Origin of the sequence: Streptomyces sp. NPDC049954 (genome assembly GCF_040656295.1) — a bacterium.
In the GTDB taxonomy this organism is placed as follows: domain Bacteria; phylum Actinomycetota; class Actinomycetes; order Streptomycetales; family Streptomycetaceae; genus Streptomyces.
On sequence record NZ_JBFALS010000002.1, the window covers coordinates 35,246 to 60,588 of the forward strand.

A 25,343-nucleotide genomic window follows, 5' to 3' on the forward strand; every position below is an offset into this window, starting at 1 on the left:
GCGCGGCGCGCCCGCCCCCGTTCAGCCCTCCGCGCGTCCGGCCGCCGTCGCGCCGCCCGGGGGTTCGGCCGGTGGCGGGGCCGGGGCGCCCGGCAGCTGTACGGTCGCGACGGTGCCGCCGTCCTCGGCCGCCGCGAGGTCCACCGTGCCGCCCATGCCCCGCACGGTGCGGGCCACGATCGACAGGCCGAGGCCCGAGCCGGGCAGGGCGCGGGCGGACGGGGAGCGCCAGAAGCGGTCGAAGACGTACGGCAGGTCCCCGGCGGGGATGCCGGGGCCGTGGTCGCGCACCGTCAGCGTGCCGTCCTCCAGCCGCACCTCGACCGTGCCGCCCTCGGGGCTGAACTTGACCGCGTTGTCCAGGACGTTGACGACGGCGCGCTCCAGGGCGGGCCGCTGACCGCGTACGTACCAGGGGGAGAGGGCGGAGTCGATCGTGAGGTGCGGTCCGCGCAGCCGGGCCCGCTTCAGCGCCGTCTCGGCGACCTCGTGCAGGCCGATGATCTCCAGCGGCCCGTGCTGGCCCGCGTCCGGGCGGGACAGTTCCTGGAGGTCCCCGATCAGCAGCGCGAGTTCCGTCATCTGCGCCTTGACCGACTCCAGGAGTTCCCTGCGGTCCTCCGGGGGGATCGCGCGGCCCGTCTGCTCGCTGCGGACGAGGAGTTCGACGTTGGTGCGCAGCGAGGTGAGCGGGGTGCGCAGCTCGTGGCCCGCGTCCGCGATGAGCTGCTGCTGGAGTTCGCGGGAGGAGGCGAGGGACGCGGTCATGCTGTTGAAGGACAGCGAGAGCCGCGCGATCTCGTCGTCGCCCTCGACCGGGATGCGGGTCGTCAGGTCGTCGGTGCGCGCGATGTGCTCGGCGGCCTCCGTCAGGTCGTTGACCGGCCGCAGACCGGTGCGCGCGACCCAGACACCCGCCCCGCCCGCGCCGAGGACCCCGACGCCGGAGACGAGCAGGAGGATGAGGGCGAGTTCGTTGAGGGTGGAGCGGGTGTCGGAGAGCGGATAAGCGGTGAGCATGGCCACGTTCGAGGTGACCCCGTGCCCCCGGACGGCCGTGGTCAGGACGCGGACACTCGTCCCGTCCGTCGTGGTCCCGTCGCGGAAGGCGTAGCCCGTGCCCTTCTCGGCGATCCGCTGGTCGCTCTCCGTGGTCCGCACCGTGCCCGCGGAGCCGGGCGCCACGCACGGCACCCCGTCGGCGCGCACGATCTCCACGTAGTACGCCTGCGGGCTCTGCAACCCGTCGGGTCGTGACGGCGAGGAGGAGCACTGGTCCAGGGTGCTCAGCAGATCCTGGACCGTCACCGTGGGCACGTTCTGCTTGAGGGCGGACTCGATCTCGTCGTACAGCTTCCCCCGCACGATGAACCAGCACGCCACCGAGACCGCCGCGACCGCGATCGCCACCGCCGCCGCCGTCAGCAGGCCGAGCCGGGAACGCAGGGACAGGGCGCTGAAGCGGCGGATCACTCGGCCCCGCCCGTGCGCAGCACGTAGCCCACCCCGCGCACCGTGTGCACGAGGCGCGGTTCGCCGCCCGCCTCCGTCTTGCGGCGCAGGTACATCACGTACACGTCCAGGGAGTTGGAGCTCGGTTCGAAGTCGAAGCCCCACACGGCCTTGAGGATCTGCTCGCGGGTGAGGACCTGCCGGGGGTGGGCGAGGAACATCTCCAGCAGCGTGAACTCGGTGCGGGTCAGCTCGACGGGCCGCTCGCCGCGCGACACCTCGCGGGTCGCGAGGTTCATCCGCAGGTCGGCGAAGGACAGCACCTCGTCGGCGTCGGCCGCGTCCTGGGCCGCCGCGTAGGAGCTGCGCCGCAGCAGCGCCCGGATGCGCGCGAACAGCTCGTCCAGCTCGAAGGGCTTGACGAGGTAGTCGTCCGCGCCCGCGTCCAGGCCGGTGACCCGGTCGCCCACGGTGTCGCGCGCGGTCAGCATGAGGATCGGCGTGGTCGAACCGGACGCGCGCAGCCTGCGCGCGGCGGTCAGCCCGTCCATGCCGGGCATCTGGATGTCCAGGACGAGGAGGTCGGGCCGGTAGCTGTCGGCCTTGGCCAGCGCCTCGTGGCCGTCGGTCGCGACCTCCGCGCCGTACCCCTCGAAGGCCAGGCTGCGGCGCAGCGCCTCCCGTACGGCGGGATCGTCGTCCACGACGAGAATCCGCTGCTGATGCTGCTCGCGCTCGCTTTCGGCGGGGCTCATGACACTCGCTCCTCGCAGGTCCCGTACCTGTTCCGCACCGTCCGGACCGTCCGCCGCGAGCGACGGACGGTCCGGACGCGTCGACGGGGCCAAGCCTCGCACGGGGAGTACCCCGGCCCGCCGTCCCGGCCCGCTCAGTCCTGGGCGCCGGAGCGCAGGTGGTCCAGGTCCGCCTTCACCGTGTTGACGGGAATGGCGAAGCCGAGGCCCACGCTGCCCGCGTCCGAGGAGGAGGACTGCGAGGAACCGGCCGAGTACATCGCGGAGTTGATGCCGACGATCGCGCCGTTCATGTCGATGAGCGCGCCGCCCGAGTTGCCCGGGTTGAGCGAGGCGTCGGTCTGGATCGCCTTGTACGTCGTGGTGGAGGAGCCGGTGTCGCCGTTGAACTGCTCGCCGCCGAACGAGAACGGCCACTGCTCCTCGCCGCCCGAGCCGCCGCCGTAGCCACCCTGGCCCCGCTGCTGCTGCTGTTGCTGCTGCGAGTCCTGGCCGCCCTCCTTCGCGACGGTCACGTCGCGGTCGAGCGCCGAGACGATACCGCTGGTCACGGTGCCGCTCAGGCCCTCGGGGGAGCCGATCGCGACGACGTCGTCGCCGACCTTGAGGTTGTCGGAGTTGCCGAGGGTCGCCGCCTTCAGCCCCGAGGCCCCTTCGAGCTTGATGAGGGCGAGGTCCTTGCCGCTGTCGGTGCCGACGGTCTTCGCGGTGTACGACTTGCCGCTCGACAGCGTCACCTTGATCTGCTGGGCGCCCGAGATCACGTGGTTGTTGGTGACGATCTCGCCGCCGGAGGTGATGACGACACCCGCGCCCGTCGACTGCCCCGCGTCCGAACTCGCGCTGATCTCGACGATGGCCGGGCTCACGGCCTGCGCGACGCCCGAGACGGTGCCCTTGCTGCCCGCCGAGACCGTGGTGCCCGCGACCGGCGCGCTCACCGAGTCGCCGTGCCCGCCGGTGAGCTGCTGGATGCCGTACGAGGTCCCGCCGCCCACCATCGCCGCCGCGACCGCGACCGCCGCGAGCAGCCCCGCGGGCCCGCCCAGCCGCCGTCGCCGGCGCGGAGCCGGGGCGGCCGCCGCGCCCGCTCCACCGGCGGAGGCGTACGCGGGGTACGGGTCCTGCGCGGTGGCCTGCCCGGCGGTGGCGTACGGGTCCTGGGCCTGCCAGGCGTCGGCGTACGGAGGCTGCGCGGGCGGCGGCGGGTAGCCGGCGCCGTCGAACGCGGAGGAGGACTGCGGCTGCGGGGTTCCGCCCTCGTGGCGGTGGCTCTCTGTCATGCACTCAGCGTGTCCGCCGAGCATGAGAGTCCCCTGAGACCGTCCTGAGAAGCCCGGCAGAACCTTGTTTGCCCGATATAAGGACGACGCCCGGCGGGCGGGCGCGCCGGTGGGCTCAGGCGCAGCCGCAGGACCGGCGGACGACGAGCCGGGAGGGGAACACCCGCAGCCGTTCGCGGCGCGAGCCCGCGACGCGCAGCGCGTCGTCCAGCACGAGGTCGACGGCGGTGCGCGCCATCGCCGTACGGTCCGAGGCGACCGTGGTCAGCGGCGGATCGGTGAGCGCCGCCTCCTTGACGTCGTCGAAGCCCGCCACGGCCAGCTCCCCGGGGACGTCGATGCGCAGTTCGCGCGCCGCCCGCAGGATGCCGATGGCCTGGTCGTCGGTCGCGCAGACGATGGCCGGCGGGCGGTTCGACCCCGCCAGCAGCGTCAGGCCCACCTGGTAGGCGTCGTACCGGTTGTACGGGCTCTGGAACAGGCGGTTCGCGGTGGACAGGCCCGCCTCGGTCATCGCCCGGCGCCAGCCCTCGATGTGGTCGGACACCGGGTCGCCCTCGGCCGGGGTCTCCTCCGTACCGCCCAGGCAGGCCACGTACGGGACGCCGTGCTCCAGGAGGTGACGGGTCGCGAGCTGCGCGCCGCCCACGTCGTCGGTGACCACCGCGACGTCGTCGATGGGGGAGGGGCGGCGGTGCAGCAGGACGACACGGGCGTCCCACACGTCGATCTCGGCGGCGGCCGTCTCGCTCGGGCCCTGGCTCACCAGGATCAGCCCGGAGACCCGCATCCCGAGGAAGGCCCGCAGGTAGTGCACCTCGCGCTCGTCGAGGTAGTCGGAGTTGCCGACCAGGACCATCTGGCCGCGCTCGGCGGCGGCCTGCTCGACGGCGTGCGCCATCTCCGCGAAGAAGGGCTGCCGCGCGTCGGGGACGATCAGTCCTATGAGGTCGGTGCGGCGCGAGGCCATCGCCTGCGCCACCCGGTCGGGCCGGTAGCCCAGCTCCTTGATGGCGGCGAGGACACGCTCGCGCGTGGCCGGGGCGACCGGCCGGGGTCCGTTGTTGATGACGTAGCTCACGACGGCGGTCGAAGTCCCCGCCAGCCGCGCCACGTCGTCCCTCGTCACCTTGGCCACGCCGGGCAGTCTACGCGGGATGAACAGCCGTCCCACGGGCCGAGACGGGCCCCTCCCGCACGGGGCCCGGGGCCCCGTGCGCGGCAGCCCGTCCCGCGCCGGACGGGGGTGGCCGGCCGGCGCGGAACGGACCTCTCGCTCAGCTCTCCGAAGCCGCCCTGACCTCGGCCTTCGCCGGAACCTCGGCGGACTCGCCGACCGTGGGGGCCGTGGGGGCCGCGGTCCTCCCGGCCCCCTCGGCGCCTCGCGCCTCCGTCTTCTCGGTGCGCTCGCGCTCCGGCTTCTCCGGGGTCACGAAGCGGTAGCCGACGTTCCGGACGGTCCCGATGAGCGACTCGTGCTCCGGACCGAGCTTCGCGCGCAGCCGCCGTACGTGGACGTCCACGGTGCGGGTGCCGCCGAAGTAGTCGTAGCCCCACACCTCCTGGAGGAGCTGGGCGCGGGTGAAGACCCGGCCCGGGTGCTGCGCCAGGTACTTGAGCAGCTCGAACTCCTTGAAGGTCAGGTCCAGGACCCGGCCCTTGAGCTTGGCGCTGTAGGTCGCCTCGTCCACGGAGAGGTCGCCGTTGCGGATCTCCATGGGGCTGTCGTCGGCGGTGATCTGCTGGCGGCCCATCGCGAGCCGCAGCCGCGCCTCGACCTCGGCGGGGCCCGCCGTGTCGAGCAGTACGTCGTCGATGCCCCAGTCGGCGGTGACGGCCGCGAGACCGCCCTCGGTGACGACCAGGACCAGCGGACAGCCCGGCCCGGTGGAGCGCAGCAACTGGCACAGGGACCTGACCTGCGGAAGGTCACGGCGGCCGTCGACCAGGATCACGTCGGCGCCCGGGGTGTCCACCAGCGCGGGCCCCTCGGCCGGCGCCACCCGGACGTTGTGCAGCAGCAGACCGAGCGCCGGAAGCACCTCCGTGGACGGCTGGAGGGCGTTGGTCAGAAGAAGCAGGGAACTCATCGGGACTCACCTGCCTTCCGTACAGGGGCCGGCCGGCTCAGATGGTGGTGCTCGTCTCGCTCGCCCATCACGTGGTTCCTCCTCGGTACCGATGGGTTCCCCCGGCCCGAGGGCCAAGGGAGATGCGGCACTACTTCGTACGTGGAAGCCGGGCGCACCCCGCGTCCCGGAGGTGCGCCGCGCACTCCGCCGCCTGGTAGACGCCGGGAGGAAACCCGGTCGTATACAACGCGCCGGAAAGCACGAAAGGACCCGGGGGCTTCACTGCCCAGGTCCTCTGCCGAGCAGAATAGCCCACATGAGTTCTCCGCCGGCAGACTCGAACGCCGTCTCTCTGGTCACCAACGGTTCCTTCACGGCTACCCGGGGACGCGCCAGGGCCCTGCTGCGCACCGACGACGGGGTGCGGATCGAGGCCGCCTACGAGCCTGGTCCCGGGCCGGTCGGCGGGCCGGTGATCGTCCTCGCGCACGGCTTCACGGGCGATCTGGAACGCCCGCACGTGCGCCGCGCGGCCCGCGTCTTCGCCCGCCACGCGGCGGTCGTGACCTTCTCCTTCCGGGGCCACGGGCGCTCCGGGGGCCGCTCCACGGTGGGCGACCGCGAGGTGCTGGACCTGGCCGCCGCCGTCACCTGGGCGCGGTCCCTCGGACACAGCCGCGTGATCACCGTGGGCTTCTCGATGGGCGGTTCCGTCGTCCTGCGGCCGCGGCCCTGCACGGCGCGGCGGCCGGCGAGGCACCCGCCCCCGCGCCCGGCGTGGCGTCCGGACCGGCGGTGGAGGCGGACGGGGGGCGCACGGAAGCGCGGACCGGGGCGCCCGGTACCGCCGACCGGGTGAGCGAGGAGGAGGGGGAGCAGGAACAGGAACGGGAGGGCACGGGTGAGCCGGACGCCGGTTCCGGGGAGCCCGGCCCTGAGGTGCCCGTTTCCGAGGCGCCTGCCTCTGCTGGGCCGGACGCCGGACCCGAGGTGCCCGGTGTCGACCGTCCCGGGGCCAGGACCGTGTCCGCCTCGGTGGCCAGGACCGACGCGGTCGTCGCGGTCAGCTCCCCGGCCCGCTGGTACTACCGGGGTACGGCCCCGATGCGGCGGCTGCACTGGCTCGTGACCCGCCCGCTGGGCCGCGTCGTGGGCCGGGTCGGGCTGCGCACCCGTATCCACCACCGCGACTGGGACCCGGTGCCGCTGTCGCCGACGGCCGCCGTCCCGCTCATCGCGCCGACCCCGCTGCTGCTCGTGCACGGCGAGCGCGACCCGTACTTCCCGGTGGACCACCCCCGGATGCTGGCCGCCGCCTCGGACGGCCACGCGGAACTGTGGCTCGAACCCGGCATGGGCCACGCCGAGCACGCCTCGGACGACGCGCTGCTGGAGCGGATCGCGCGCTGGGCGCGGGGCGCCGTCCCGGCCCGCCCGGCGCGGGGCTGAGCCGCCGTCCGGCCCCGCCCGTTACGGGGCCCGGCCGGACAGGCGCCATGATGGGTGCGGCACGTACGAACGTGCTGACGTGTAGGACGTACCCGACCCGAGCGGCCCGCCCACGGGCGCGGCGCTCGCCGGAGCCGTACGACGCAGAAGGGAGCGACCAGTGGCAGTGGGCACCGTGCGGTACTGGGCCGCGGCGAAGGCCGCCGCCGGGGTCGCCGAGGAGCCGTACGACGCGCGGACCCTGGCCGAGGCGCTCGCGGAGGCACGCGAACGCCACCCCGGTGAGCTGTCCCGCGTCCTCGTGCGCTGCTCGTTCCTGATCGACGGGGACCCGGTGGGCGGCCGGCGGCATGAGACGGTACGGCTGGCCGAGGGCGGCACGGTCGAGGTGCTCCCGCCGTTCGCAGGAGGGTGAACCCCCAACCATGAGCAATCAGCCCCACGATCCGTACGCGCAGCAGCAGCCGGCGCCCCAGCCGCAGGAGTGGCCGGGCGACGGGCGGCAGTGGCCGACGGGACAGCAGCAGTGGCCGATCGGTGAGCAGCCGGGCGCGACGCAGGACGACGCGCGGCAGTTCACCCAGACCTGGCAGTCCCAGACCTGGGAGACCCAGTTCCAGGCACCGGTCAGCGCGGCCGAGGAGACGGCCTACCTGCCCAAGCCCCCTCCCGTCGAGGACCCGGCGGGCCCGGTCGGCCCCGCGACCCCGCCGCCCGCGCAGGGCCACGGCGTCGCCGGGCAGCAGCCGTACGGCGGCGGATACGGGTACGGCGGGGCCCACGGCGCCCATGGGGCTCCCGCCCAGCCGCAGCCCTCTTACGGCGGCGGCACTGCGCAGCCGGCCCAGCCGCAGCCCTCGTACGGCACTCCGCAGACGTACGGCACGGGGGCGGGCGCGGGCGCGGGTACGGGAGCGCATCGGGCACCCCAGCCGCAGCCGCAACCTCAGCCCCAGCCCCAGCCTCACCTTCAGCCGGACCCCCACCTTCAGCCCCAGCCGCCCGTGTACGCCCACGGGCAGCCGCAGGGTGTCCAGCCGCAGGGCGCCCCGGCGCCGGGCCCCGCCGCGTCCGTGCCGCCGGTCGCCGTCTCCGGTGCCCCCGAGCCCGGGTTCGGTCCGCCCACGCTGACCGGGAACGCGCGGGTCACCGACGCTCAGCGGGCCCGGGCCGAGGGGCGTTCGCCGATCATCGAGCCCGGGGTCCAGCCGGCCGGGCTGACCGCGGTGCTCGCGCTGCTGATGTGCGGGGGCGCGGCCCTCGGGCAGTACGCGCTGCTGATCCCGCTCGTCCTGCTCCAGGCGGTCACGGCGGCCGGCTGGTTCCGGCTCAACGGCATGTGGCCGGCCCGGCAGGGCATCGCGCTCGCCTTCCTCGGCGGGGTCGTCGCGGACATCGCGCTGCTCGCGGCCGGCCGGGACGACGGCCCCGCGGCGATCCTCGGCAGCCTCGGCGTGTGGGTCCTGCTGAGCGTGACCCTCCAGCTCAGGAGCCACGCCTCTCCCGACGAGCGGCTGTACGGACTGACCGCGACGATCGTGTCCGCGGCCCTCGCGATCCTGGCGGCCGGGCACCTCGCGGCCGCGCCCCACGCGGTCGAGGCGGGCACCGTCGCGGTGGCCCTCACGGTCCTCGTCCGGGCGCTGCCGCTGCCGGCCGCCGCGTCCGTGGTCGTGGCGCTCGTCGTCGCGACCGGGGCCGGTGCCCTGGCCGGCACGGTGAACGGCCTCGGTTCCGGCGGGGCGCTCGTGGGCCTCGGCGCGGGGCTGTGCGCGCTGATCGGGCACCGGGTCGCGAGCTACGACTACCCCTCGCGCTTCGTCCACATGACGGCGGGCGTGGCGCTGCCCCTCGCGGCCGCCGCCCCCGCGGTGTACCTGCTGGGCCGCCTCGTCGGCTGACGGACGGCCAAAGGACCGGGCCAGGCGGACCGCCCGGCGAGCAGGCAGACAGGCGGACGGCCGGTACCGGGGAACCTCGCGCGCACCCCGCGCCCCGCGCGCCCCGGTACCGGCCGTACTCCGGTTCTGCTGTGGTTCCGTCACGGTCACCGGCGCGGGGGGCCCGGGCCGGTAGTCTCACCGGCCCGTCACTCGAACGCGGAATCGGGGGAATCTGCGCCTCATGCGTGCTCTGCGAATACTCCTCGTCGTCGTCCTCGTCCTCGGCGGCCTCTCCGTCGCCGCCGACCGGATCGCCGTCCACTACGCGCAGAACCGGGCGGCCGACGAACTGCGCTCACGGGAAGGGCTCGGCGCCACCCCCGACGTCGACATCCACGGCTTCCCGTTCCTCACCCAGCTCGCGGGCGGCACCCTCGACGAGGTCGGCATCCGGATCAAGGACTACGACGCGGACACCGGGGAGGGCGGCGGGCACCTGCGGATCAGGTCGGTCGACGCCACGCTGCACGGGGTCGACTTCGGCGGCGACTGGACCTCGGCGACCGCGGAACGCGCCTCGGGCACCGCCCTCGTCGGCTACCCGGAACTCCTCAAGGCCGCCCGCGCCGAGCCCATCGACCTCGCACCCGGGATCGAGGCCGAGGTCACCGCCCTGTCCGACGGCGGCAAGGGTCGCGTCAACCTCAGCGTCAAGGCGAAGATCCTGGGCCGCACCCTCCCGAAGACCTTCGTGGTGCCCTGCACCCTCGGGGCCGACGGCGACCGGATCACCGTACGGGCCGACACCCTGCCCGACCTGGGCGCACCGCTCGCGGAACGCGAGGTGCGCGGGGTCACCGACTTCCAGCAGGCCGTCCGGAACCTCCCGGCCGGGATCGGCCTGGACTCGGTGCGCGCGACCCCCGAGGGGGTCCGCATCACGATGAAGGGTTCCAACCTGCGGCTCGACGGGTAGGCAACACCCCGGCACCGGGGCCCGGCGCCGCCGCGCCCGCGCCCCGCACCCGTACCGGCCCCGCACCGTCCCGCGTCCGCCCCGTTCGCCGTGCGTACGAGACGAGTCCGCAGTCCGAGACGAGTCCGCAGTACGAGACAGAGCCGTCCGTACCGCAGAAGCGGGAGCGGGGGACGCCGCCGTGCCGGGCCTCCCCCTGCCCGCCCGCACGCGGAACCCGTACCCCGTACCAGCAAATGGACAATCTGGTCTCACCATGCGATACGCCGGTGACATGCCCGGGAAACGATCCCTACGATCGAAACCATGACGCACCAGGCGGACCTCACGAAGCGGCGGGCAGTGGACCTGTGCCGCGTCGCCGCCATGCTCTGTCGCCACTTCTGATGCCCCCGCGGGCCCCGTCCACCGGGCACCCGCCCGGGAGCCGGCCCCGCCCGGGCCCCGCTTCCCCCGCGCCGTACGCCACCGCCGCCGTCCGCGTCGGCCTCCCCGTCCGGGGACCGTCGCGTCCAAGGCCCCGAGCGCACGCCCGCACCTTCCCGAACAGCCCGCCGCCACCTGCCCCGGAGGAGAGAAGTATGAGCCGCAGTGACGTCCTGGTAGACGCCGACTGGGTCGAGGCCCACCTTGACGACCCGAAGGTCGTCCTGGTCGAGGTCGACGAGGACACGTCCGCGTACGACAAGAACCACATCAGGAACGCGGTCAAGATCGACTGGAGGGACGACCTCCAGGACCCGGTCCGCCGCGACTTCGTCGACCAGGAGGGCTTCGAGAAGCTGCTCTCCGCGCGCGGCATCGCGAACGACGACACCGTCGTTCTCTACGGCGGCAACAACAACTGGTTCGCGTCCTACGCCTACTGGTACTTCAAGCTCTACGGCCACGACTCCGTGAAGCTGCTCGACGGCGGCCGCAAGAAGTGGGAGCTGGACTCCCGCGACCTGGTCGACGGCTCCGAGGTCCCCAGCCGCCCCGCGACCTCGTACCAGGCGAAGCAGCAGGACACCTCGATCCGCGCGTTCCGCGACGACGTGGTCAAGGCGATCAACGCCGAGAACCTCGTCGACGTCCGCTCGCCCGACGAGTTCAGCGGGAAGCTGCTCGCCCCCGCCCACCTTCCGCAGGAGCAGTCGCAGCGCCCCGGCCACGTGCCGAGCGCCCGCAACATCCCGTGGTCGAAGAACGCCAACGACGACGGCACCTTCCGGTCGGACGACGAGCTGAAGCAGCTCTACGCCGACGAGCAGGTCGACCTCGCGAAGGACACCATCGCGTACTGCCGCATCGGTGAGCGCTCGGCGCTCACCTGGTTCGTGCTGCACGAGCTGCTCGGCGTCCAGAACGTCAAGAACTACGACGGTTCCTGGACCGAGTACGGCAGCCTCGTCGGCGTCCCGATCGAGCTGGGCGCCAACAAGTAACGCGCCCTCCCGGCGCACCCCTCACCACCCCCGACCTGCTACAGGAGAAGTTCTATGTGCGGAGCGAAGGCCGGCGGCCCGGACGCCTCGACCATCAAGCCCGGCGAGACGACCATCCAGGGCCAGGTGACCCGCGACGGCGAGCCCGTCACCGGTTACGTACGGCTGCTGGACTCGACCGGCGAGTTCACCGCCGAGGTCCCGACCTCGGCGACCGGGCAGTTCCGGTTCTACGCGGCCGAGGGCACGTGGACCGTGCGCGCGCTCGTCCCCGGCGGAACGGCGGACCGCACGGTCGTCGCGCAGACCGGTGGCCTGGCCGAGGTCGCCATCGCCGTATGACGCCCTGACGCCCCGCAGTACGGGTCGCGCGCGCCGGAGGGCCGCACCCGGAGGAAGCCGGACACCGACCGGCTTTCCCGGGGGCGGCCCTCCGGCCGTCGCGGGCCTGTGGCTGTCGCGGGCCGCGCGGTTGGCCGCGAACGTGAGCGGTTGGGCCCGCGGCGCGACGGACCTACGCTGAAGGCATGTACGCACGTCGGCGGCGCGGCTACTTCCTGATGATGGGGGTGTGCCTGGCCCTGTTCGTCCTCGCCTGGACGGTCGTCCGCATCTGGTCGGTCCCGGCGGCCGTCGGCATGTGCGTCGTGGCCATGGTCATCCCCCCGGTCGCCGCGATCGTCGCGAACCGCCGCGGCCCCGAGGACCGGTGGTGGGACGACCCGAGGGGACCGGGACCGCGCCGCTGACCCGGGCGGGGGCGGACGGGCGTTTCGGTGCCGGTGCCGGTGTCGGTATCAGTAGACGAGCGCCTGCACGCCGTCCTTCATGATCTCGCTGACGAACACCTGGGCGCCCGCGATCCGTACGCCCTCCAGGACGTCGGCCTGCGTGATGTCCCGCCGGGCCGCGCACTGCGTGCACAGGGTGATCAGCCCGCCGCCCTGGACCGTCTCGATCAGCTCGGGCAGCGGCGCCGCGTGCGGCAGCTCGAACGCGGCCGCCCGCCCCGGCAGCGCGAACCACGCGGACTCGCCCGTGAGCCACAGCGAGACCTCCACCCCGCTCGCCGCGGCCACCGCCGCGACCGTGAAGGCCTGGGAACACCGCTCGGGGGCGTCGGCCCCGGCCGTCACCTTGATCACCAGCTTCTCTGCCATGGCCGAATCGTAATCATGTTCCGTACAACGAGATCCCCGGGCCGCAGGTCTCCTGTGCGCGTGGACGCGGAATCCACGCTTCACGCACACCTGTGGGGGGTTCTGTGGAAGTTCAGGGTTCTGTGGGGACGGCGGGGGACGCGGGGGCGTCCGTGGAGGTGGCGGAGGCCGGGGCGCGTCGGCGCCCCCGGGGCCGTACGGCCGTGATCCTGGCCTGTGCCGCCGTGCTCGGCCTCGCGGGCGGCACCGCCTACGGCTACGGGGTGCAGGCCGACCGCGCGCCCGAGCCACTGCCCGCGCTCTCCCAGCCGAAGCTGGAGTACCCGGCGAAACCGCTCGCGAAGGGCGAGGGGCGCAAGCCGCTGGAACGCGGTCAGGACCGGCTCCTGCACACCGAGGGCGATCTGCGCACGCTGCTCGTGGCCCGGCCGGAGGGCAGCATCGAGACCGACGAAATCCACTCCGGCCCCGCGAGCACGCAACGGGGCGGCTTCATGGACCTGACCCGGACGGCCGACGAGTACAGGTACAGCGGACCCGCGTTCCGGTCGCTCATGACGGACGGGCTGCGGCGCACCGCGACCCGGGACTGGTCCGGTCCCGGTGACGCGCGCGGATCGGTCCGGCTCCTCCAGTTCGCGCCCGGCTCAAGTGCCGGAGCGCTGGCCTGGGTGGTCGACCAGGTCTACACGGACCCGCCGGGCGAACCGCTGAAGGGCAGCGACGAGGGGCGGCTCTACGTCCGGGACGAGCCCGACCCGGGCACCCCCGGCATGTACTCCGCCGAGGCGTACGGAGCGCGCGGGGACCTCGCCTTCGCCCTCTACCTCTACGACAGCAAGCCGGTCAGCGAGTCCGCGCTGCGGAAGCTGGCCGAAGACCAACTGGAGCGGCTGTGACGACGGGGGAGGAGGCCGTGACCACAGCGGAGGCGGCTGTGACGACTGAAACTGAAGAGGCGGCCGTGACGACCGGGGAGAACGAGGCGGCCGGCCCCGTGGGCCCGTCGGCCGGCCCGTCCGGGCAGCGGGGGGAAGACCCCGAGGCGCCCCCGGCCCCCGAGATGCCCCCGGCCTCCGAGGCGCCCCCGGTCCACCAGGGCCGGGAGGAGTCGCCAGAGGGCGGCGGGGAAGCGGTCCTCGCGCCGCCTGACCCGCGCCGCCGCAGCCGGCCGCGCCGGGTCCTCGCGGTCGCGGTGCCCGTCGTCCTCGTGCTCGGCGCGCTCGGCGTGGGCGGGGCCTACGCCGGTTCGGCGGCGCGGGGCGCGGACACGACCGCGCCGACCAGGAACTGGGGCCGGCCGCACCCGGCGGGCAAGGACCCGGCGAGCGGCTACGGCAAGGGCAGAACCGATTCCGCGCTGTCGCGTCAGCTCCTGCCGGTGCCGGACGGCTACCGGCTCGGACCCGACCTCGACGAGTACGGCAACGACTCCATGCTCGACGGACGGCGGATGACCGCCCTGCTCAAGGGGACCGGCAAGGCCCTGCACGGGGGCCGCAGCGACACGTCGTGGGAGGAGGCGGTGGGGCGCTACGCGCCGCGCGGACTGGCGCAGCGCACCTACGCGACCACCGACGGGCGGACCCTCCTGCTCAGCACGCAGGTCATGCGGGCCAGGTCGGCGGCGGGCGCCACCGGCTGGTACAGCCTGAAGGAGGCCGCGCTGAAGAAGTACGGGAAGGCGGGCCCGGTGATCGCGGGCCACCGGGCGGACACCCGGTGCGCGACCCTCTCCACCTCACAGGACGGCGGAGAGAACGCCGGAGAGAACGAGGGGGACACACCGGCGGGGGCGGGGATCACGCTGATGCAGTGCATCGCGCGCCACGGGGACCTCACCCTGGCGTTCACCGCCACCGACGGCGAACCCGAGAAGCTGGACACGCACGAGGCGGCGGCGTTCTTCAGCCGCCAGGTGGAGCGGCTCAAGTCGACAGGAGCGGTGGCATGACCGAACAACTCGTCCCCGCGCCCCTGCCGCAGGCGCCTCTGCCGGACGCGCCCTTGGCCCCGTCCGCCGTTCCCGAGGCCGCCCCGCCCGCAGGACCGCCCGCCGCCCCCAGGGACCGCCGCGCGCTGCGGGCGGTGGTGCGCTGGGGCGCCGCCGTCGTGCTGTGCGCCGGGCTCGGGACGGGGGCCGCGGCCTGGGTGACGTCCCAGGACCGGGGGGACGTACCGGGTCTCGCGACCGCGAGCGACGGCCGCTGGGACTACCCGGAGCTGAAGCTGCCCGCCCTCCACAGCGGCGAACCCCGCCCCGGCAACAAGGCCAACGAGGCGGGGCGGCACTACGCCGACCCGCGTGACCTGCTGCTCCCGGCCCCCGACGGGGCCCGCGCGGACAAGGACCTGCCCGGCGGCCTCGTACCGGAGAAGCGGTTCCTCGCGGAGTACCCCGCCGAGGCCCGGGGCCGGCTCGGTACCGCGTTGAAGGACTACGCGGTCCGGCAGGTCGTGGCGCGCGGCTGGACCATGCCGGACGGTACGCACTCCCGCGTGTACCTGCTGCGCTTCGACTCGGCGGGCCTCGCCGGAGGGTTCGTGGAGGCCCGGCTCGGGGCCGCCTCCACGCCGGGGCAGGAGCCCGTGGGGTCCGACTACAGCGACATGGACGAGGGCTGGTCCCTGCCGGACGGCTGGGACCTGACGGGCGACTTCCACGTGTACGCCGAGACCAAGCCGTACGGGAAGAAGCGGGTGCGGCACGCCTACGCCCAGTGCGGCGACACGGTGGCCCTGGTGATCCAGGACCGCGCGGGCGGCCTCCCGGCGGTCCCCTTCCACCAGACGCTGATCCTCCAGACGCAGCTGTTGCAGTGAGCGGGGCGGGGCGGGGCGGGGCGGCGGTACGGAGGCGGCCCACCGGCCGTGGACGCGCCGGGCGGGCCGCCGGGGCCGCGCCGCGAGGCGCCCCGCCCCGACCGGCCCACCTCGGGCTGAGCGGCGGGGCCCGGCCCATTAAGCTGGGCCACGGCTCTTTACCGTCCCGCCGCCCAACCGCTCACCCGAGGAGCACCTGTGCTTGAGGCCGTCTTCACCACCCTGCTGGTCCTCGTCTGCGTCGGTGTCGTCGCGTTCGCCGGGCTCTCCCTGAAGAAGCTGTACCAGGGCCAGCGCTGACCCCGTACCGCCGCGCGGTCGCGCACCGCACCCGGCGGCCCCGCCGCCTTGACCGTCGTCTCCGACAGATCGCCTGAGCAGACCATGATCGAGATCCCGTCCGACCTCCACCCCGACCTCGTCCCCCTCGCCTTCCTGCTGGGCGACTGGGCGGGCGCGGGCGTCTTCGACTTCCCCGGCGCCGAGAAGTGCAACTTCGGCCAGGAGGTCGCCTTCAGCCACGACGGCCGCCCCTTCCTGGAGTACCACTCGCACACCTGGGTGCTCGACAAGGACGGCAACAAGGTGCGGCCGCTGGAGTCGGAGTCCGGCTACTGGCGGGTGGGCAAGGACCGCAAGGTCGAGATCGTCATGGTCCGCGACGAGGGCGTCGTCGAGGTCTGGTACGGCGAACTGGCCGACAAGAAGCCCCAGGTCGACGTCGTCACCGACGCCGTGGCCCGCACCGAGGCCAGCGGCCCCTACAGCGGCGGCAAGCGGCTGTACGGCTACGTCAACAGCGACCTGATGTGGGTCGGCGAGAAGCAGACCCCCGAGGTCACCCTGCGCCCCTACATGTCGGCCCACCTCAAGAAGGTCGTCTCCCCCGAGGACGTGGCCGACATGGCCCGCAGCCTCCCGGACCTGCCGGACGACGGGATCGCCTTCTTCAAGTAGGACGGCGAGGCCAACAGATTCCAGGAGCCCCCGGAGGAAACTCCGGGGGCTCCTGCTGCCTGCGCGTCACCACCCCGGCGCGGGTCGGACGATCCCAGAGGTGAGGCTCCCCGTGGCGACGCTCCTCACGAAGGGTCGGCCCTCGACCACGGAACGTGCGTGAGTTCGCGGATTTGCCCCAATACTGGTGGCCGACATCGCGGTGTGAGTCTCCACTGATCGCCGTCCTCAACGGCATCTCAAGGCTGAGGCGCAGGTTTCCCCCTCGCGGACGCTTCGGCGGCCGCCGAAGTGCTTGTCCGTGACACTGGAGGGATGAAGACGACTTCGGGTGCGGGGCCGGTGGTGGCGGTCGCGGAGACGGCGCCGGATCTCGCGGCGGTCGCCGGGCTGTTCGCCGACCGGACGCGGGCCGCCTTCGCGCTCGCGCTGCTCGACGGGCGGGCCTGGACGGTGACCGAGCTGGCGCGCGCGGCGGGCGTCGCCGTGTCCACCGCGACCGGGCACCTGAACCTGCTGGTGGGCGGCGGGCTGCTGAGCGAGGTGCGGCAGGGGCGGCACCGGTACGTGCGGATCGCCGACGAGCGGGTCGCGGAGCTCGTCGAGTCGCTCGCGGCCCTCGCCCCGGCCGCCGGCCCGCCGCGCGGTCTCGCCGTCGCCGGGCGACAGCAGGCCCTGGCCCGGGGCCGTACCTGCTACGACCACCTCGCGGGGGCCCTCGGCGTCGCGGTCACCGAGGCGATGGCGGGGCGCGGGCTGCTCGACTGGGCGGCCGGGCCCGGGCTCACCGGGGCCGGGAAGGAGTGGCTGGCGGAGAACGGCGTGACCCTGCCCAGCGCCTCCCGCAGGCCCGCCGTCCGCTCGTGCCTGGACTGGACCGAACGCCGCCCGCACCTGGCCGGGGCGGTGGGCGCCGCCCTGTGCGCGCGGGCCTTCGCCGCGGGCTGGGTGGTGCGGATCGGCGGCGGCCGGGCCGTCTCGGTGACCGGGAAGGGGCACACCGCCCTGCGGGATCGGCTCGGACTCGTCCTGGACTGAACTCGCCTGCCTACACTGGGTCTGTGGTGAGCACCGACTGGAAGAGCGATCTCAGGCAGCGCGGGTACCGGCTGACGCCGCAGCGCCAGCTCGTGCTGGAGGCCGTCGACACGCTGGAACACGCGACCCCCGACGACATCCTCAGCGAGGTGCGCAGAACCGCCTCCGGGGTCAACATCTCCACCGTCTACCGGACGCTGGAACTCCTGGAGGAGCTGCAACTCGTCAGCCACGCCCACCTCGGGCACGGGGCGCCGACCTACCACCTCGCCGACCGCCACCACCACCTGCACCTGGTGTGCCGCAACTGCGCCGACGTCATCGAGGCCGACGTCGGGATCGCCGCCGAGTTCACCGCGAAGCTCCGCGAGACCTTCGGCTTCGACACCGACATGAAGCACTTCGCGATCTTCGGCCAGTGCGCGGACTGCGGGAAACGGGCCGGGGACGCCCCCGGAGCGGCCGGGAAGGCCCCCGGGGAGCCCGGGGCGGGGCAGTCCCGGGGGCCCGGGGCGGAATAAGGGCCGGGGCCGCGCCGTCGTACCCTTCGTGGATATGAAGACTCACCGGCCGAGCCCGTTCCTCTCGCTGCCCGGAGCCGTCGCCGCCGAGGGCGTGGACGACGGGGTCGCCGCGCACTACGGAGACCTCTTCCGCGAACAGCGCGCCCTCGCCGACGGCACCGGCTTCGTCGACCTCTCGCACCGCGGGGTGGTCGCCGTGACCGGCTCCGACCGGCTCGCGTGGCTGCACCTGCTGCTCACCCAGCACGTCAGCGCCCTGCCCACCGGGCAGGCCACCGAGGCGCTGATCCTCTCCGCGCACGGCCACATCGAGCACGCCCTGTACCTCGTCGACGACGGCGAGACCACGTGGGCGCACGTCGAGCCCGGCACCCAGGAGGCGCTGATCGCCTACCTGGAGAGCATGAAGTTCTTCTACCGCGTCGAGGTCGCCGACCGCACCGGGGACACCGCCCTCGTGCACCTCCCGGCCGGCTCCATCACCCCGGCCCCCGAGGGCGCCGTCGTCCGCGAGACCCCGCACGGCAGGGACCTCTTCCTGCCCCGTACCGCCCTGGAGTCCTTCGCCGGGAGCGCCGGGCCCGCGATCGGGCTGCTCGCCCACGAGGCGCTGCGCGTCGAGGCGTACCGGCCCCGGCTCGGCTTCGAGACCGACCACCGCACCATCCCGCACGAACTGGGCTGGCTCGGCAGCGCCGTCCACCTCGACAAGGGCTGCTACCGGGGCCAGGAGACCGTGGCCCGCGTGCACAACCTCGGCAAGCCCCCGCGCCGCCTCGTCTTCCTGCACCTCGACGGCAGCGAGGTGCTGCTGCCGCCGCACGGCGCCGCCGTCCGCCTCGCCGAGGAGGGGCAGGAGGGCCGCAAGCTCGGCTTCGTGACCACCTCGGCCCGCCACCACGAACTGGGGCCCATCGCGCTGGCCCTCATCAAGCGCAACGTCCCGGTGGACGCCCCGCTGCTCGCCGACGCCACGGCCGCCGCACAGGAGGTCGTCGTCGCGCCGTAGCCGGGGCGGCCGTACGCCCTGGCCGGGGGGCCTCGCCTCCCGGCGGGTGTCGTGCCGTCCTGGCCGGGGCGTCCGTTAGTGGCGCTCACATCTCCAGCAGGACCGTGAACGGGCCGTCGTTGGTCAGCGACACCCGCATCGAGGCGCCGAAGCGGCCCGTGGCCACCGTCGCGCCCAGCGCGCGCAACTGCCGTACGACCTCCTCGACCAGCGGCTCGGCGACGGGGCCCGGGGCCGCCGCGTTCCACGTGGGGCGGCGGCCCTTGCGCGCGTCGCCGTACAGCGTGAACTGGCTGATGACCAGGAGCGGCGCGTCGACGTCGGAGCAGGACCGCTCCTCGCTCAGCATCCGCACCGACCACAGTTTGCGGGCGAGCTGGGCCGCCTTCTCCGGGGTGTCCTCGTGGGTCACCCCGACCAGGACGCACAGCCCCTCGCCCTTGATCTCGCCGACCGTCTCGCCGTCCACCAGGACGCTCGCGCCGTCCACCCGCTGCACCACCGCTCGCATGCCGCCATTGTGCCGTGCGGGCCGCGCGCCCCCGCGTCCGCCCGGCACCGTGCTCCCCTGGGCTCCCTCCGGGCTCCCCCTGCTCCCTCCGTACGCCGCCGTGCGCCGGTGTGCCTCCCCGTGTGCAGCGGAATAGCCCTTATGGCCGTATGAGGAAGGGTTTATCCGCCTGTCCATGCCCCGGACGTGCGAGGACGTGCCCGCCTAAAGCGGTCGCTACCGGGCGATCAGGGAGCGAATGGAGTCAGTGGGACACATGGGGAGCACTCGGGGTGGCACGATGCTTCCCACGCGGTGCACCGCACCGTTCGAGGGGACGGAATACGAGACATGACAAGGCCAGCAGAGTCGAGCACGAGAACCGCCCAGGGGGTCGCCCGCGCGTGGTGCGCCGCGCGGCCTCCGGCCCAGCGCACCTCCGTCCCGCCGCCCGCCGGGGACGAGGCGCCCGGCGTACGGGGCGAGGCCCAGGGGCAGTCGGGGGGCGGCGCGGCGGACGGCTGCGAGGACCCCGAACTCGCCCCGCTCGACCTGCCCGAGCTGCGGGAACTGCGCCGGGTCTCCCAGCGCGACGAGGCCGACCTCAGCTACGTGCGCCGCATGCTGCACGGCCGCATCGACATCCTGCGCGCCGAACTCGCCCGCCGCACGGAGCGCGGCGTGAACGGAGAAAGGGACGGGGACGGGGACGGGGAGGAGGGGCGGCGCGGTGCCACCGAGGCCCTCGCCGTCGGGCATCCCGAGGCCGCCGTCCCCGGGCTCCCGGAGGCCGTCGTTCCGGGGCTCCCCGAGGGCCCCGTCCCGGGGCTCCCCGGGGACGTCGCCCTCCACCTCGCCGAGGCCCGGGAGACCGCCTGCGCGCTGGGCCTCGGCGCGGCGTACGACGTCGTGGCCCCGGGCGACGGCGGCCCGGGTACGGCGGCGCTCACCGTCACCGCCTCCGCCCACGTGGCGGGCGCCGGGGCCGTGGTGGAGCGGCTCGCGGACATCCTGCGGGACGGGCCGGCGCGGCACCGTTCCTCGGCCCGGCACCTCACGCTCGGCGCGCCGCTCGGCGAGGAGTCCCGCAAGCTGTCCGCGACGATGCTGGACGAGGTGGGGCTCTCGGACCTGGGGGCCCGTACCGACGAGGAGCTGCGGCAGGCGATGGGGCGGCTGGCCCGGCACGAGGAGGAGGTCTCGCGGCGCAGACAGCGTCTCCAGCGCACCGCCGACGGCTGCAGCGCGGAGATCGCCCGCAGGTACCGTGAGGGAGAAGCGCAAGTGGACGACCTGCTGTCCTGAGACCCGGGGCGTACGAGGTCGTCGTCCCGGAAGGCCGCAACCGCCATGAGCACCACCGCCCCCGCCGTCCCACCCGTCCTCGCCGAGGTCGTCCGCTCCGGTTTCGTCGAGGGCCGGCACCGCGGCAGTCTCGTCCTGCTGGCCTCGGACGGCAGCGTGGAACACGTCGTCGGCGATCCTGCCGCACCGGTCTTCCCCCGCTCCTCGAACAAGCCGATGCAGGCGGCGGCGGTGCTGCGCGCCGGGCTCGACCTCTCGGGGGAGCGGCTCGCGCTGGCCGCCGCGAGCCATTCGGGCGAGGGTTTCCACCGCGACCTGGTGCGCCGGATGCTCGCCGAGTTCGGCCTGGACCCCGGTCTGCTCCAGTGCCCGCCCGATCTGCCGCTGGACCCGGTCGAGGCCGAGGCGTACCTCGCCTCGGGCGCCGTACGCGAGCGCGTCACCATGAACTGCTCGGGCAAGCACACCGCGATGCTCGCCGCGTGCCTGCGGGCCGGCTGGCCCACCGACAGCTACCTGGACGCGGAGCACCCGCTCCAGCTCCTCGTACGGGAGAGCGTGGAGGAGGCGGCGGGGGAGCAGGTCGCCGCGGTCGGGGTCGACGGCTGCGGGGCCCCGCTCATGGCGCTGAGCCTGACCGGACTGGCCCGCGCCTTCCGGCACTTCGTGCTCGCCCCCGCCGACAGCGCCGAGGGCCGGGTGGCCGCCGCGATGCGCGCGCACCCCGAGTACGTCGCCGGCACGCGTCGCCCCGACACCTGGCTGATGGAGGCGGTGCCCGGGGCGCTGTCGAAGATGGGCGCGGAGGCGGTGCAGGCGCTGGCCCTGCCGGACGGCCGCGCCCTCGCCTTCAAGATCGAGGACGGCGGCGGCCGGGCGCTCGGCCCCGTCCTGGCGCGCGCCCTGCGCCTGCTGGACGTGGACTCCCCGGTGCTCGAACGGATCGGCGCCGCACCGCTGTCGGGCGGCGCGCGGGAGGTCGGCTCGGTGCGGGCGGTGTTCTGACCGGCCTGTTCGGCCGCTCGTTCCCGGCCGGTTCCGCCGCACGTTCCGGGCCCGGTCCGTCGCCCGTTCGCGGCCCGGTCCTCCGTCCGGTTCCGGTCCGTCCCGGACCCGCCGCCGGGGGCCTCCGGGGGTCCTCCGTGGTGCGGAAACCGCACGACGTGCCCGTGCCGCGCTGTTTACGGTGTGGGGCATGGACATCGACGTGCGCGCCCTCACCGATCCCGCCCAGTTGCACGCGTTCGTGCGCTCCTCGCTCGCCGGGTTCGTGCGGGGCCCCTCGGCCGATCCCGCGCTGGTCGAGCACCGGGCCTCGTACTGGGACTTGAACCGGGTGATCGGCGCGTTCGAGGAGGACGAGGTCCCGGGCGCGGGGCCCGGTGGGGGCGGCGGCGAGCGGTGCGTGGGCACCTTCCGCTCCTTCCCGCAGCCGCTCACGGCGGTCGGCGGGGCCACGGTCACGGCCGACGCGATCACCGCTGTGACGGTCGCGGCGACGCACCGCAGGCGGGGGCTGCTGGGCCGCATGATGGATCTCGACCTGCGGGCCGCGAAGGAGCGGGGCGAGATGGTGGCCACGCTGATCCCCACGCAGTACCCGATCTACGGGCGCTTCGGTTTCGGCCCGGCCACCTCGGCCGCCAAGTGGCGTGTGGACGTGACCCGTTCGGGCCTCGACCCGCGCTGGTCGGGGCCCTCGGCCGGTGGCCGCGTCGATTTCGTGGACCTCGCGACGGTACGGGAGGTGGGCCCCGCGCTGTACGAGGAGTTCCGCGCCGGGCAGCCGGGCGCGATCGGCCGGGACGCGATGTGGTGGCGGGAGAGGACCGGGGACGGGCACCGGCCCGAGGACTGGAAGGAACCCTTCACGGTCCTGTACCGCTCGGCCTCCGGCCGGGCCGAGGGGCTGCTCGTCTACCACGTGGACCCCGGCTGGACCGACGCGCGCCAGCCCGCCGCGACCGCCCGGGTGCAGGACCTCGTGGCGCTCACCACCGGGGCGTACCGCGCGCTGTGGGAGTTCCTGTGCGCGATCGACCAGGTCAGCACGGTCGTGTCCGGGTTCCGCGCGCCCGACGACCTGCTCCCGCACCTGCTGCCCGATCCGCGTGCGGCGGCGGTGGTCGCGCAGTGCGACTGGCTGTGGGTACGGGTCCTCGACGCCGTACGGGCCCTGGAGGCGCGCACGTACGCGGCGCCCGGGAGCCTCGTCCTGGAACTCGTCGACCCGCAGGGCCTCACGGGCGGCCGCTACCGCCTGACGGTCGCGGAGGCGGACGGGCCCGGCTCCTGCGAACCCTGCCGCGAGGAACCGGAACTGGTCATGGAGGTAGCCGAGTTGGGCGCCCTGTGGCTCGGCGACGAGTCCGTGCGGCGGCTCGCGCTGCTGGGCCGGGTGACGGAGGGGCGCCCCGGGGCGGTGGACCGCGCCGACCGCATGCTGCGCACGGTACGCAGCCCGTGGTGCCCGGACATGTTCTGACCGGAGTGGCACGCGGGTACGTGGGCACGCGGGCACACGGGCCTCCCCTTTACCGTGTCCGGCCGGGGATTTCCTCGTCCTTCTGTGACAACTGCGCCGATCTGGTGCGAAGTTGTACCGTGCGAAGGTGACCGAGGAGAACGAGTGCGCGCGGCCGGCCGAGCAGCCCCCGGCAGGAGCCCGGGCCGGGGAACGCGCCTCGGCCCGGATCGCCGGGGTGTTGCGCGACCGCGTCCACGAGGGGGTTCTCAAGGTCGGTGAACGGATGCCGACGCAGGCCGCGCTGGCCCGCGAGTTCGGCGTCGAGCGCGGTGCGGTGCGCCAGGCCCTGGGGGCGCTGCGCGCGGAGGGTTTCCTCGGGCCCGCCCGGCGGGGCGTGCCGCCGCGGGTGACGCGTCCGCGCCGGGACGCCGCGCACCAGGACCCCGCGACCCGGGAGCCCCGGGGCACGCTGGTGGCCCTCGGCCCGCGTCTCGTGCGGGCCTTCGAGGAGCGCGCCGTGCGGATCGACGTCCTGACGCTGACGGCCGAGTCGCTGATACCGGCCGTGAGCGAGGCGGTCATAGCGGTCCACCACGGCACCCTGCGCCCCGTCTCGGTCACCGCGCGCCTCCTGCTGCCGGGCCGGTCGACGCGGCTCGCCTTCCCCGCGGCCGTCGCCGAGGAGGAACGGGAGGCCGTACGCGGCCGCTGGCTGCGGATGCGGGACGCGCAGGCCCGGGTGCTGCGCCGGGCGCTCACGGGCCTCGGCCACTCGCACGGCGTCGAGGTCTCCGTCGAGTTCCGGACGGTGCCGTTCACCCCGCCGGTCAAGCTGTACCTGCTCAACGGGGCGGAGGCGCTGTTCGCCTACTACCTCGTGGCGCGCAGCGAGGACGGCGCCGACGGCCTGCCCGGCATGTTCGACACGTGGGGCACGCAGGCGCGGCTGTTCCGCTTCGAGACGGCACCCGGCGGCCGGGACGCGGCCTTCGTCGGCGAGGCCCACGACTGGTTCGAAAGCCTGTGGACGACGATCAGTGAGCCGCTGAGCCTGGAGGAGTGAGCGGGCCGGGAGGGGCGCCGGGGGCGAGGCGGGTGCACGCGGCACCGAGCTGCGTCGTCGCGCGACCGTACCGCCCCGGCCCCGACGGCGTCTGGTCGGCGGCGCCGGCCGCGCGGGAAGTCGTCACCGCGCCCCCCCCCGCGCTGTTCCTCCTGCGCGGATCGCGTCCCGGGCCGGAGCTGATCGCGTCCCCGGTGTGAGGGAGGATCGGGGGAGACCGGTGAGGGGAAGACCGGTGACGGGAAAGGCCGCGGCCGGGAGAACCGGCGTATCGGAAGGGGTACGGCGATGAGCGGGCTGCGGGAGCGCAAGCGGCAACGCACGTACCGGGCGGTGTCGGACACGGCGGTCGCCCTGTTCCTGGACCGCGGATTCGACGCCGTCTCCGTCGCGGAGGTCGCGGCGGCGGCCGACATCTCGAAACCGACCCTGTTCCGCTACTTCCCCGCCAAGGAGGACCTGGTCCTGCACCGGTTCGCCGACCACGAGGACGAGGCCGCCCGCGTCGTCCGCGCGTCCCTTGACGGAGACGGGCGCCGTGCCGGAGACGGTCGCGGTGCGGGAGACGGCCAGGGCGGGGGAGGGGGCGTCCCGGTGGCGGTGCGGGCGCTGCACGCGCACTTCCGGGCGGGCCTGGACCGCCGCGATCCGGTGACCGGTCTCAACGACTCGGCCGAGGTCCTCGCCTTCCACCGCCTCCTCTACGACACCCCGTCCCTCGTGGCCCGCCTGCACGCGTACACCCACCGCTCCGAACGCGCCCTCGCCCTGGCCCTCGACGGGGTGACCGCCGGGCACGGCCCCGATGCCGAGGGCGGCGCCGACCCCTCCCTGCGCGCGCGCCTGGCCGCCGCCCAGATCGTGGCGGTGCAGCGGGTCCTCGCCGAGGCCAACTGGCGGCGGATGGCGGCCGGGGAGACGGCCGACGCGGTGTACCCCGAGGCGGTGCGGGAGGCGGCGGACGGGTTCGCGGGGCTCGGGGCGAGCACCGGCCCACAGGGGTAAAAACACAACTGGGTTAAAAAAGACTCCCGCTAGCACTATGCTGGCGGGAATGAAGCCGAGCCCTGCCCGCGCGGAGCAGCCCGCCCGCGCCCCGTCCCCGGTGCCCGACCCCGACTCCCCCTCCGGCAGCGGTGCCGGGGGCGGTACCGGCGGATTCCCCGACGCAATACCCGACGCGATTCCCGACGCGATCCCCGGGGAACGT

The 25,343-nt window shown here is 74.4% G+C and carries 25 protein-coding genes and 3 pseudogenes; 21 read left to right on the forward strand and 7 right to left on the reverse strand.

Features of this window, described 5'->3' with window-relative positions; translation table 11 throughout:
- Window positions 1–21 precede the first annotated feature (21 nt).
- The 5 genes from AB0J21_RS03555 to AB0J21_RS03575 all read right to left on the reverse strand — a co-directional run bounded on the left by AB0J21_RS03555 (window position 22) and on the right by AB0J21_RS03575 (window position 5,580).
- Window positions 22–1,470, reverse strand: a complete 1,449-nt coding sequence (locus AB0J21_RS03555) for a HAMP domain-containing sensor histidine kinase (protein WP_363144679.1) — start codon at window positions 1,468–1,470, stop codon at window positions 22–24.
- The gene (locus AB0J21_RS03560) at window positions 1,470–2,207 is read right to left on the reverse strand and encodes a response regulator transcription factor (protein ID WP_363144137.1); all 738 of its coding nucleotides are present in this window, start codon (window positions 2,205–2,207) and stop codon (window positions 1,470–1,472) included. The genes AB0J21_RS03555 and AB0J21_RS03560 overlap by 1 nt, the downstream gene beginning before the upstream one ends.
- 134 nt (window positions 2,208–2,341) lie before the next feature.
- Complete coding sequence (locus AB0J21_RS03565) at window positions 2,342–3,490, reverse strand: trypsin-like peptidase domain-containing protein (protein WP_363144138.1); 1,149 nt, start codon at window positions 3,488–3,490, stop codon at window positions 2,342–2,344.
- 115 nt (window positions 3,491–3,605) lie between these two features.
- A complete protein-coding gene (locus AB0J21_RS03570) occupies window positions 3,606–4,628 on the reverse strand; it encodes a LacI family DNA-binding transcriptional regulator (protein WP_363144139.1) in 1,023 nt (340 codons plus the stop codon).
- A gap of 139 nt (window positions 4,629–4,767) precedes the next feature.
- Window positions 4,768–5,580 (reverse strand): response regulator transcription factor, encoded by an 813-nt coding sequence (locus tag AB0J21_RS03575; protein ID WP_363144140.1) that lies wholly within the window; start codon window positions 5,578–5,580, stop codon window positions 4,768–4,770.
- Between the two features lie 403 nt (window positions 5,581–5,983).
- Between AB0J21_RS03575 and AB0J21_RS03580 the strand changes: the two are divergent.
- The 8 genes and pseudogenes from AB0J21_RS03580 to AB0J21_RS03615 all read left to right on the forward strand — a co-directional run bounded on the left by AB0J21_RS03580 (window position 5,984) and on the right by AB0J21_RS03615 (window position 12,046).
- Window positions 5,984–7,011: pseudogene (locus AB0J21_RS03580) on the forward strand (alpha/beta fold hydrolase).
- A gap of 160 nt (window positions 7,012–7,171) precedes the next feature.
- Window positions 7,172–7,426, forward strand: a complete 255-nt coding sequence (locus AB0J21_RS03585) for a MoaD/ThiS family protein (protein WP_363144141.1) — start codon at window positions 7,172–7,174, stop codon at window positions 7,424–7,426.
- Between the two features lie 10 nt (window positions 7,427–7,436).
- The gene (locus AB0J21_RS03590; protein ID WP_363144142.1) at window positions 7,437–8,912 is read left to right on the forward strand and encodes a hypothetical protein; all 1,476 of its coding nucleotides are present in this window, start codon (window positions 7,437–7,439) and stop codon (window positions 8,910–8,912) included.
- 223 nt (window positions 8,913–9,135) lie between these two features.
- Entirely contained in the window at window positions 9,136–9,870 is a 735-nt protein-coding gene (locus AB0J21_RS03595; RefSeq protein WP_363144143.1) for a DUF2993 domain-containing protein, read from the forward strand.
- Between the two features lie 306 nt (window positions 9,871–10,176).
- Window positions 10,177–10,257 carry an Ms5788A family Cys-rich leader peptide gene (locus AB0J21_RS03600; protein WP_363144680.1) on the forward strand — a complete coding sequence of 27 codons (81 nt, stop codon included), beginning with the start codon at window positions 10,177–10,179 and terminating at the stop codon, window positions 10,255–10,257.
- A 194-nt stretch (window positions 10,258–10,451) separates the two neighbouring features.
- Window positions 10,452–11,297, forward strand: coding sequence for a sulfurtransferase (locus tag AB0J21_RS03605; protein WP_363144144.1), 846 nt, complete (start codon window positions 10,452–10,454; stop codon window positions 11,295–11,297).
- 54 nt (window positions 11,298–11,351) lie between these two features.
- Complete coding sequence (locus tag AB0J21_RS03610; RefSeq protein WP_054232391.1) at window positions 11,352–11,639, forward strand: DUF1416 domain-containing protein; 288 nt, start codon at window positions 11,352–11,354, stop codon at window positions 11,637–11,639.
- A gap of 185 nt (window positions 11,640–11,824) precedes the next feature.
- Window positions 11,825–12,046 carry a DUF3099 domain-containing protein gene (locus AB0J21_RS03615; protein WP_363144145.1) on the forward strand — a complete coding sequence of 74 codons (222 nt, stop codon included), beginning with the start codon at window positions 11,825–11,827 and terminating at the stop codon, window positions 12,044–12,046.
- 48 nt (window positions 12,047–12,094) lie between these two features.
- Here AB0J21_RS03615 and AB0J21_RS03620 read toward each other — a convergent pair whose 3' ends face one another.
- A complete protein-coding gene (locus AB0J21_RS03620) occupies window positions 12,095–12,457 on the reverse strand; it encodes a DsrE family protein (RefSeq protein WP_363144146.1) in 363 nt (120 codons plus the stop codon).
- A gap of 152 nt (window positions 12,458–12,609) precedes the next feature.
- On the opposite strand from AB0J21_RS03620, the gene AB0J21_RS03625 reads away from it, so the two are divergent.
- From AB0J21_RS03625 to AB0J21_RS03655, 7 genes are all read left to right on the forward strand, one after another.
- Entirely contained in the window at window positions 12,610–13,356 is a 747-nt protein-coding gene (locus tag AB0J21_RS03625; RefSeq protein ID WP_363144147.1) for a hypothetical protein, read from the forward strand.
- Window positions 13,357–13,394: 38 nt separating this feature from the next.
- Window positions 13,395–14,411: a hypothetical protein gene (locus AB0J21_RS03630; protein WP_363144148.1), complete on the forward strand. Its 1,017-nt coding sequence runs from the start codon at window positions 13,395–13,397 to the stop codon at window positions 14,409–14,411.
- Window positions 14,408–15,280 carry a hypothetical protein gene (locus AB0J21_RS03635; RefSeq protein ID WP_363144149.1) on the forward strand — a complete coding sequence of 291 codons (873 nt, stop codon included), beginning with the start codon at window positions 14,408–14,410 and terminating at the stop codon, window positions 15,278–15,280. Before AB0J21_RS03630 ends, AB0J21_RS03635 begins: the two co-directional genes overlap by 4 nt.
- Before the next feature lie 384 nt (window positions 15,281–15,664).
- Complete coding sequence (locus tag AB0J21_RS03640) at window positions 15,665–16,237, forward strand: FABP family protein (RefSeq protein ID WP_363144150.1); 573 nt, start codon at window positions 15,665–15,667, stop codon at window positions 16,235–16,237.
- A gap of 315 nt (window positions 16,238–16,552) precedes the next feature.
- A complete protein-coding gene (locus tag AB0J21_RS03645) occupies window positions 16,553–17,275 on the forward strand; it encodes a helix-turn-helix transcriptional regulator (protein WP_363144151.1) in 723 nt (240 codons plus the stop codon).
- A 23-nt stretch (window positions 17,276–17,298) separates the two neighbouring features.
- A complete protein-coding gene (locus tag AB0J21_RS03650; RefSeq protein WP_363144152.1) occupies window positions 17,299–17,796 on the forward strand; it encodes a transcriptional repressor in 498 nt (165 codons plus the stop codon).
- Window positions 17,797–17,830: 34 nt separating this feature from the next.
- The gene (locus AB0J21_RS03655; RefSeq protein WP_363144153.1) at window positions 17,831–18,808 is read left to right on the forward strand and encodes a folate-binding protein; all 978 of its coding nucleotides are present in this window, start codon (window positions 17,831–17,833) and stop codon (window positions 18,806–18,808) included.
- Window positions 18,809–18,893: 85 nt separating this feature from the next.
- Here AB0J21_RS03655 and dtd read toward each other — a convergent pair whose 3' ends face one another.
- A complete protein-coding gene (dtd, locus tag AB0J21_RS03660; RefSeq protein ID WP_363144154.1) occupies window positions 18,894–19,319 on the reverse strand; it encodes a D-aminoacyl-tRNA deacylase in 426 nt (141 codons plus the stop codon).
- Between the two features lie 531 nt (window positions 19,320–19,850).
- Here dtd and AB0J21_RS03665 point away from each other — a divergent pair.
- The 6 genes and pseudogenes from AB0J21_RS03665 to AB0J21_RS03690 all read left to right on the forward strand — a co-directional run.
- A pseudogene (locus AB0J21_RS03665) lies at window positions 19,851–19,967 on the forward strand (ABC transporter substrate-binding protein); the annotation flags it as partial.
- 315 nt (window positions 19,968–20,282) lie between these two features.
- Window positions 20,283–20,603 (forward strand): annotated as a pseudogene (locus AB0J21_RS03670) (aerial mycelium formation protein); the annotation flags it as partial.
- A gap of 45 nt (window positions 20,604–20,648) precedes the next feature.
- On the forward strand, window positions 20,649–21,608 hold the full coding sequence (locus tag AB0J21_RS03675; RefSeq protein ID WP_363144155.1) for an asparaginase: 960 nt from the start codon (window positions 20,649–20,651) through the stop codon (window positions 21,606–21,608).
- Between the two features lie 190 nt (window positions 21,609–21,798).
- A complete protein-coding gene (locus tag AB0J21_RS03680; protein WP_363144156.1) occupies window positions 21,799–23,088 on the forward strand; it encodes a GNAT family N-acetyltransferase in 1,290 nt (429 codons plus the stop codon).
- A 127-nt stretch (window positions 23,089–23,215) separates the two neighbouring features.
- A complete protein-coding gene (locus AB0J21_RS03685; RefSeq protein ID WP_363144157.1) occupies window positions 23,216–24,133 on the forward strand; it encodes a GntR family transcriptional regulator in 918 nt (305 codons plus the stop codon).
- 288 nt (window positions 24,134–24,421) lie between these two features.
- Window positions 24,422–25,138 (forward strand): TetR family transcriptional regulator, encoded by a 717-nt coding sequence (locus AB0J21_RS03690; RefSeq protein WP_363144158.1) that lies wholly within the window; start codon window positions 24,422–24,424, stop codon window positions 25,136–25,138.
- The last annotated feature ends 205 nt before the right edge of the window (window positions 25,139–25,343 follow it).

Coding starts and splice junctions, on each gene's coding strand:
- AB0J21_RS03560 (WP_363144137.1), bottom strand. CDS start 2,207: ATGAGCCCCGCCGAAAGCGAGCGCGAGCAGCATCAGCAGCGGATTCTC.
- AB0J21_RS03565 (WP_363144138.1), bottom strand. CDS start 3,490: ATGACAGAGAGCCACCGCCACGAGGGCGGAACCCCGCAGCCGCAGTCC.
- AB0J21_RS03575 (WP_363144140.1), bottom strand. CDS start 5,580: ATGAGTTCCCTGCTTCTTCTGACCAACGCCCTCCAGCCGTCCACGGAG.
- AB0J21_RS03590 (WP_363144142.1), top strand. CDS start 7,437: ATGAGCAATCAGCCCCACGATCCGTACGCGCAGCAGCAGCCGGCGCCC.
- AB0J21_RS03595 (WP_363144143.1), top strand. CDS start 9,136: ATGCGTGCTCTGCGAATACTCCTCGTCGTCGTCCTCGTCCTCGGCGGC.
- AB0J21_RS03600 (WP_363144680.1), top strand. CDS start 10,177: ATGACGCACCAGGCGGACCTCACGAAGCGGCGGGCAGTGGACCTGTGC.
- AB0J21_RS03605 (WP_363144144.1), top strand. CDS start 10,452: ATGAGCCGCAGTGACGTCCTGGTAGACGCCGACTGGGTCGAGGCCCAC.
- AB0J21_RS03610 (WP_054232391.1), top strand. CDS start 11,352: ATGTGCGGAGCGAAGGCCGGCGGCCCGGACGCCTCGACCATCAAGCCC.
- AB0J21_RS03615 (WP_363144145.1), top strand. CDS start 11,825: ATGTACGCACGTCGGCGGCGCGGCTACTTCCTGATGATGGGGGTGTGC.
- AB0J21_RS03620 (WP_363144146.1), bottom strand. CDS start 12,457: ATGGCAGAGAAGCTGGTGATCAAGGTGACGGCCGGGGCCGACGCCCCC.
- AB0J21_RS03635 (WP_363144149.1), top strand. CDS start 14,408: ATGACCGAACAACTCGTCCCCGCGCCCCTGCCGCAGGCGCCTCTGCCG.
- AB0J21_RS03640 (WP_363144150.1), top strand. CDS start 15,665: ATGATCGAGATCCCGTCCGACCTCCACCCCGACCTCGTCCCCCTCGCC.
- AB0J21_RS03645 (WP_363144151.1), top strand. CDS start 16,553: ATGAAGACGACTTCGGGTGCGGGGCCGGTGGTGGCGGTCGCGGAGACG.
- AB0J21_RS03655 (WP_363144153.1), top strand. CDS start 17,831: ATGAAGACTCACCGGCCGAGCCCGTTCCTCTCGCTGCCCGGAGCCGTC.
- dtd (WP_363144154.1), bottom strand. CDS start 19,319: ATGCGAGCGGTGGTGCAGCGGGTGGACGGCGCGAGCGTCCTGGTGGAC.
- AB0J21_RS03675 (WP_363144155.1), top strand. CDS start 20,649: ATGAGCACCACCGCCCCCGCCGTCCCACCCGTCCTCGCCGAGGTCGTC.
- AB0J21_RS03680 (WP_363144156.1), top strand. CDS start 21,799: ATGGACATCGACGTGCGCGCCCTCACCGATCCCGCCCAGTTGCACGCG.
- AB0J21_RS03690 (WP_363144158.1), top strand. CDS start 24,422: ATGAGCGGGCTGCGGGAGCGCAAGCGGCAACGCACGTACCGGGCGGTG.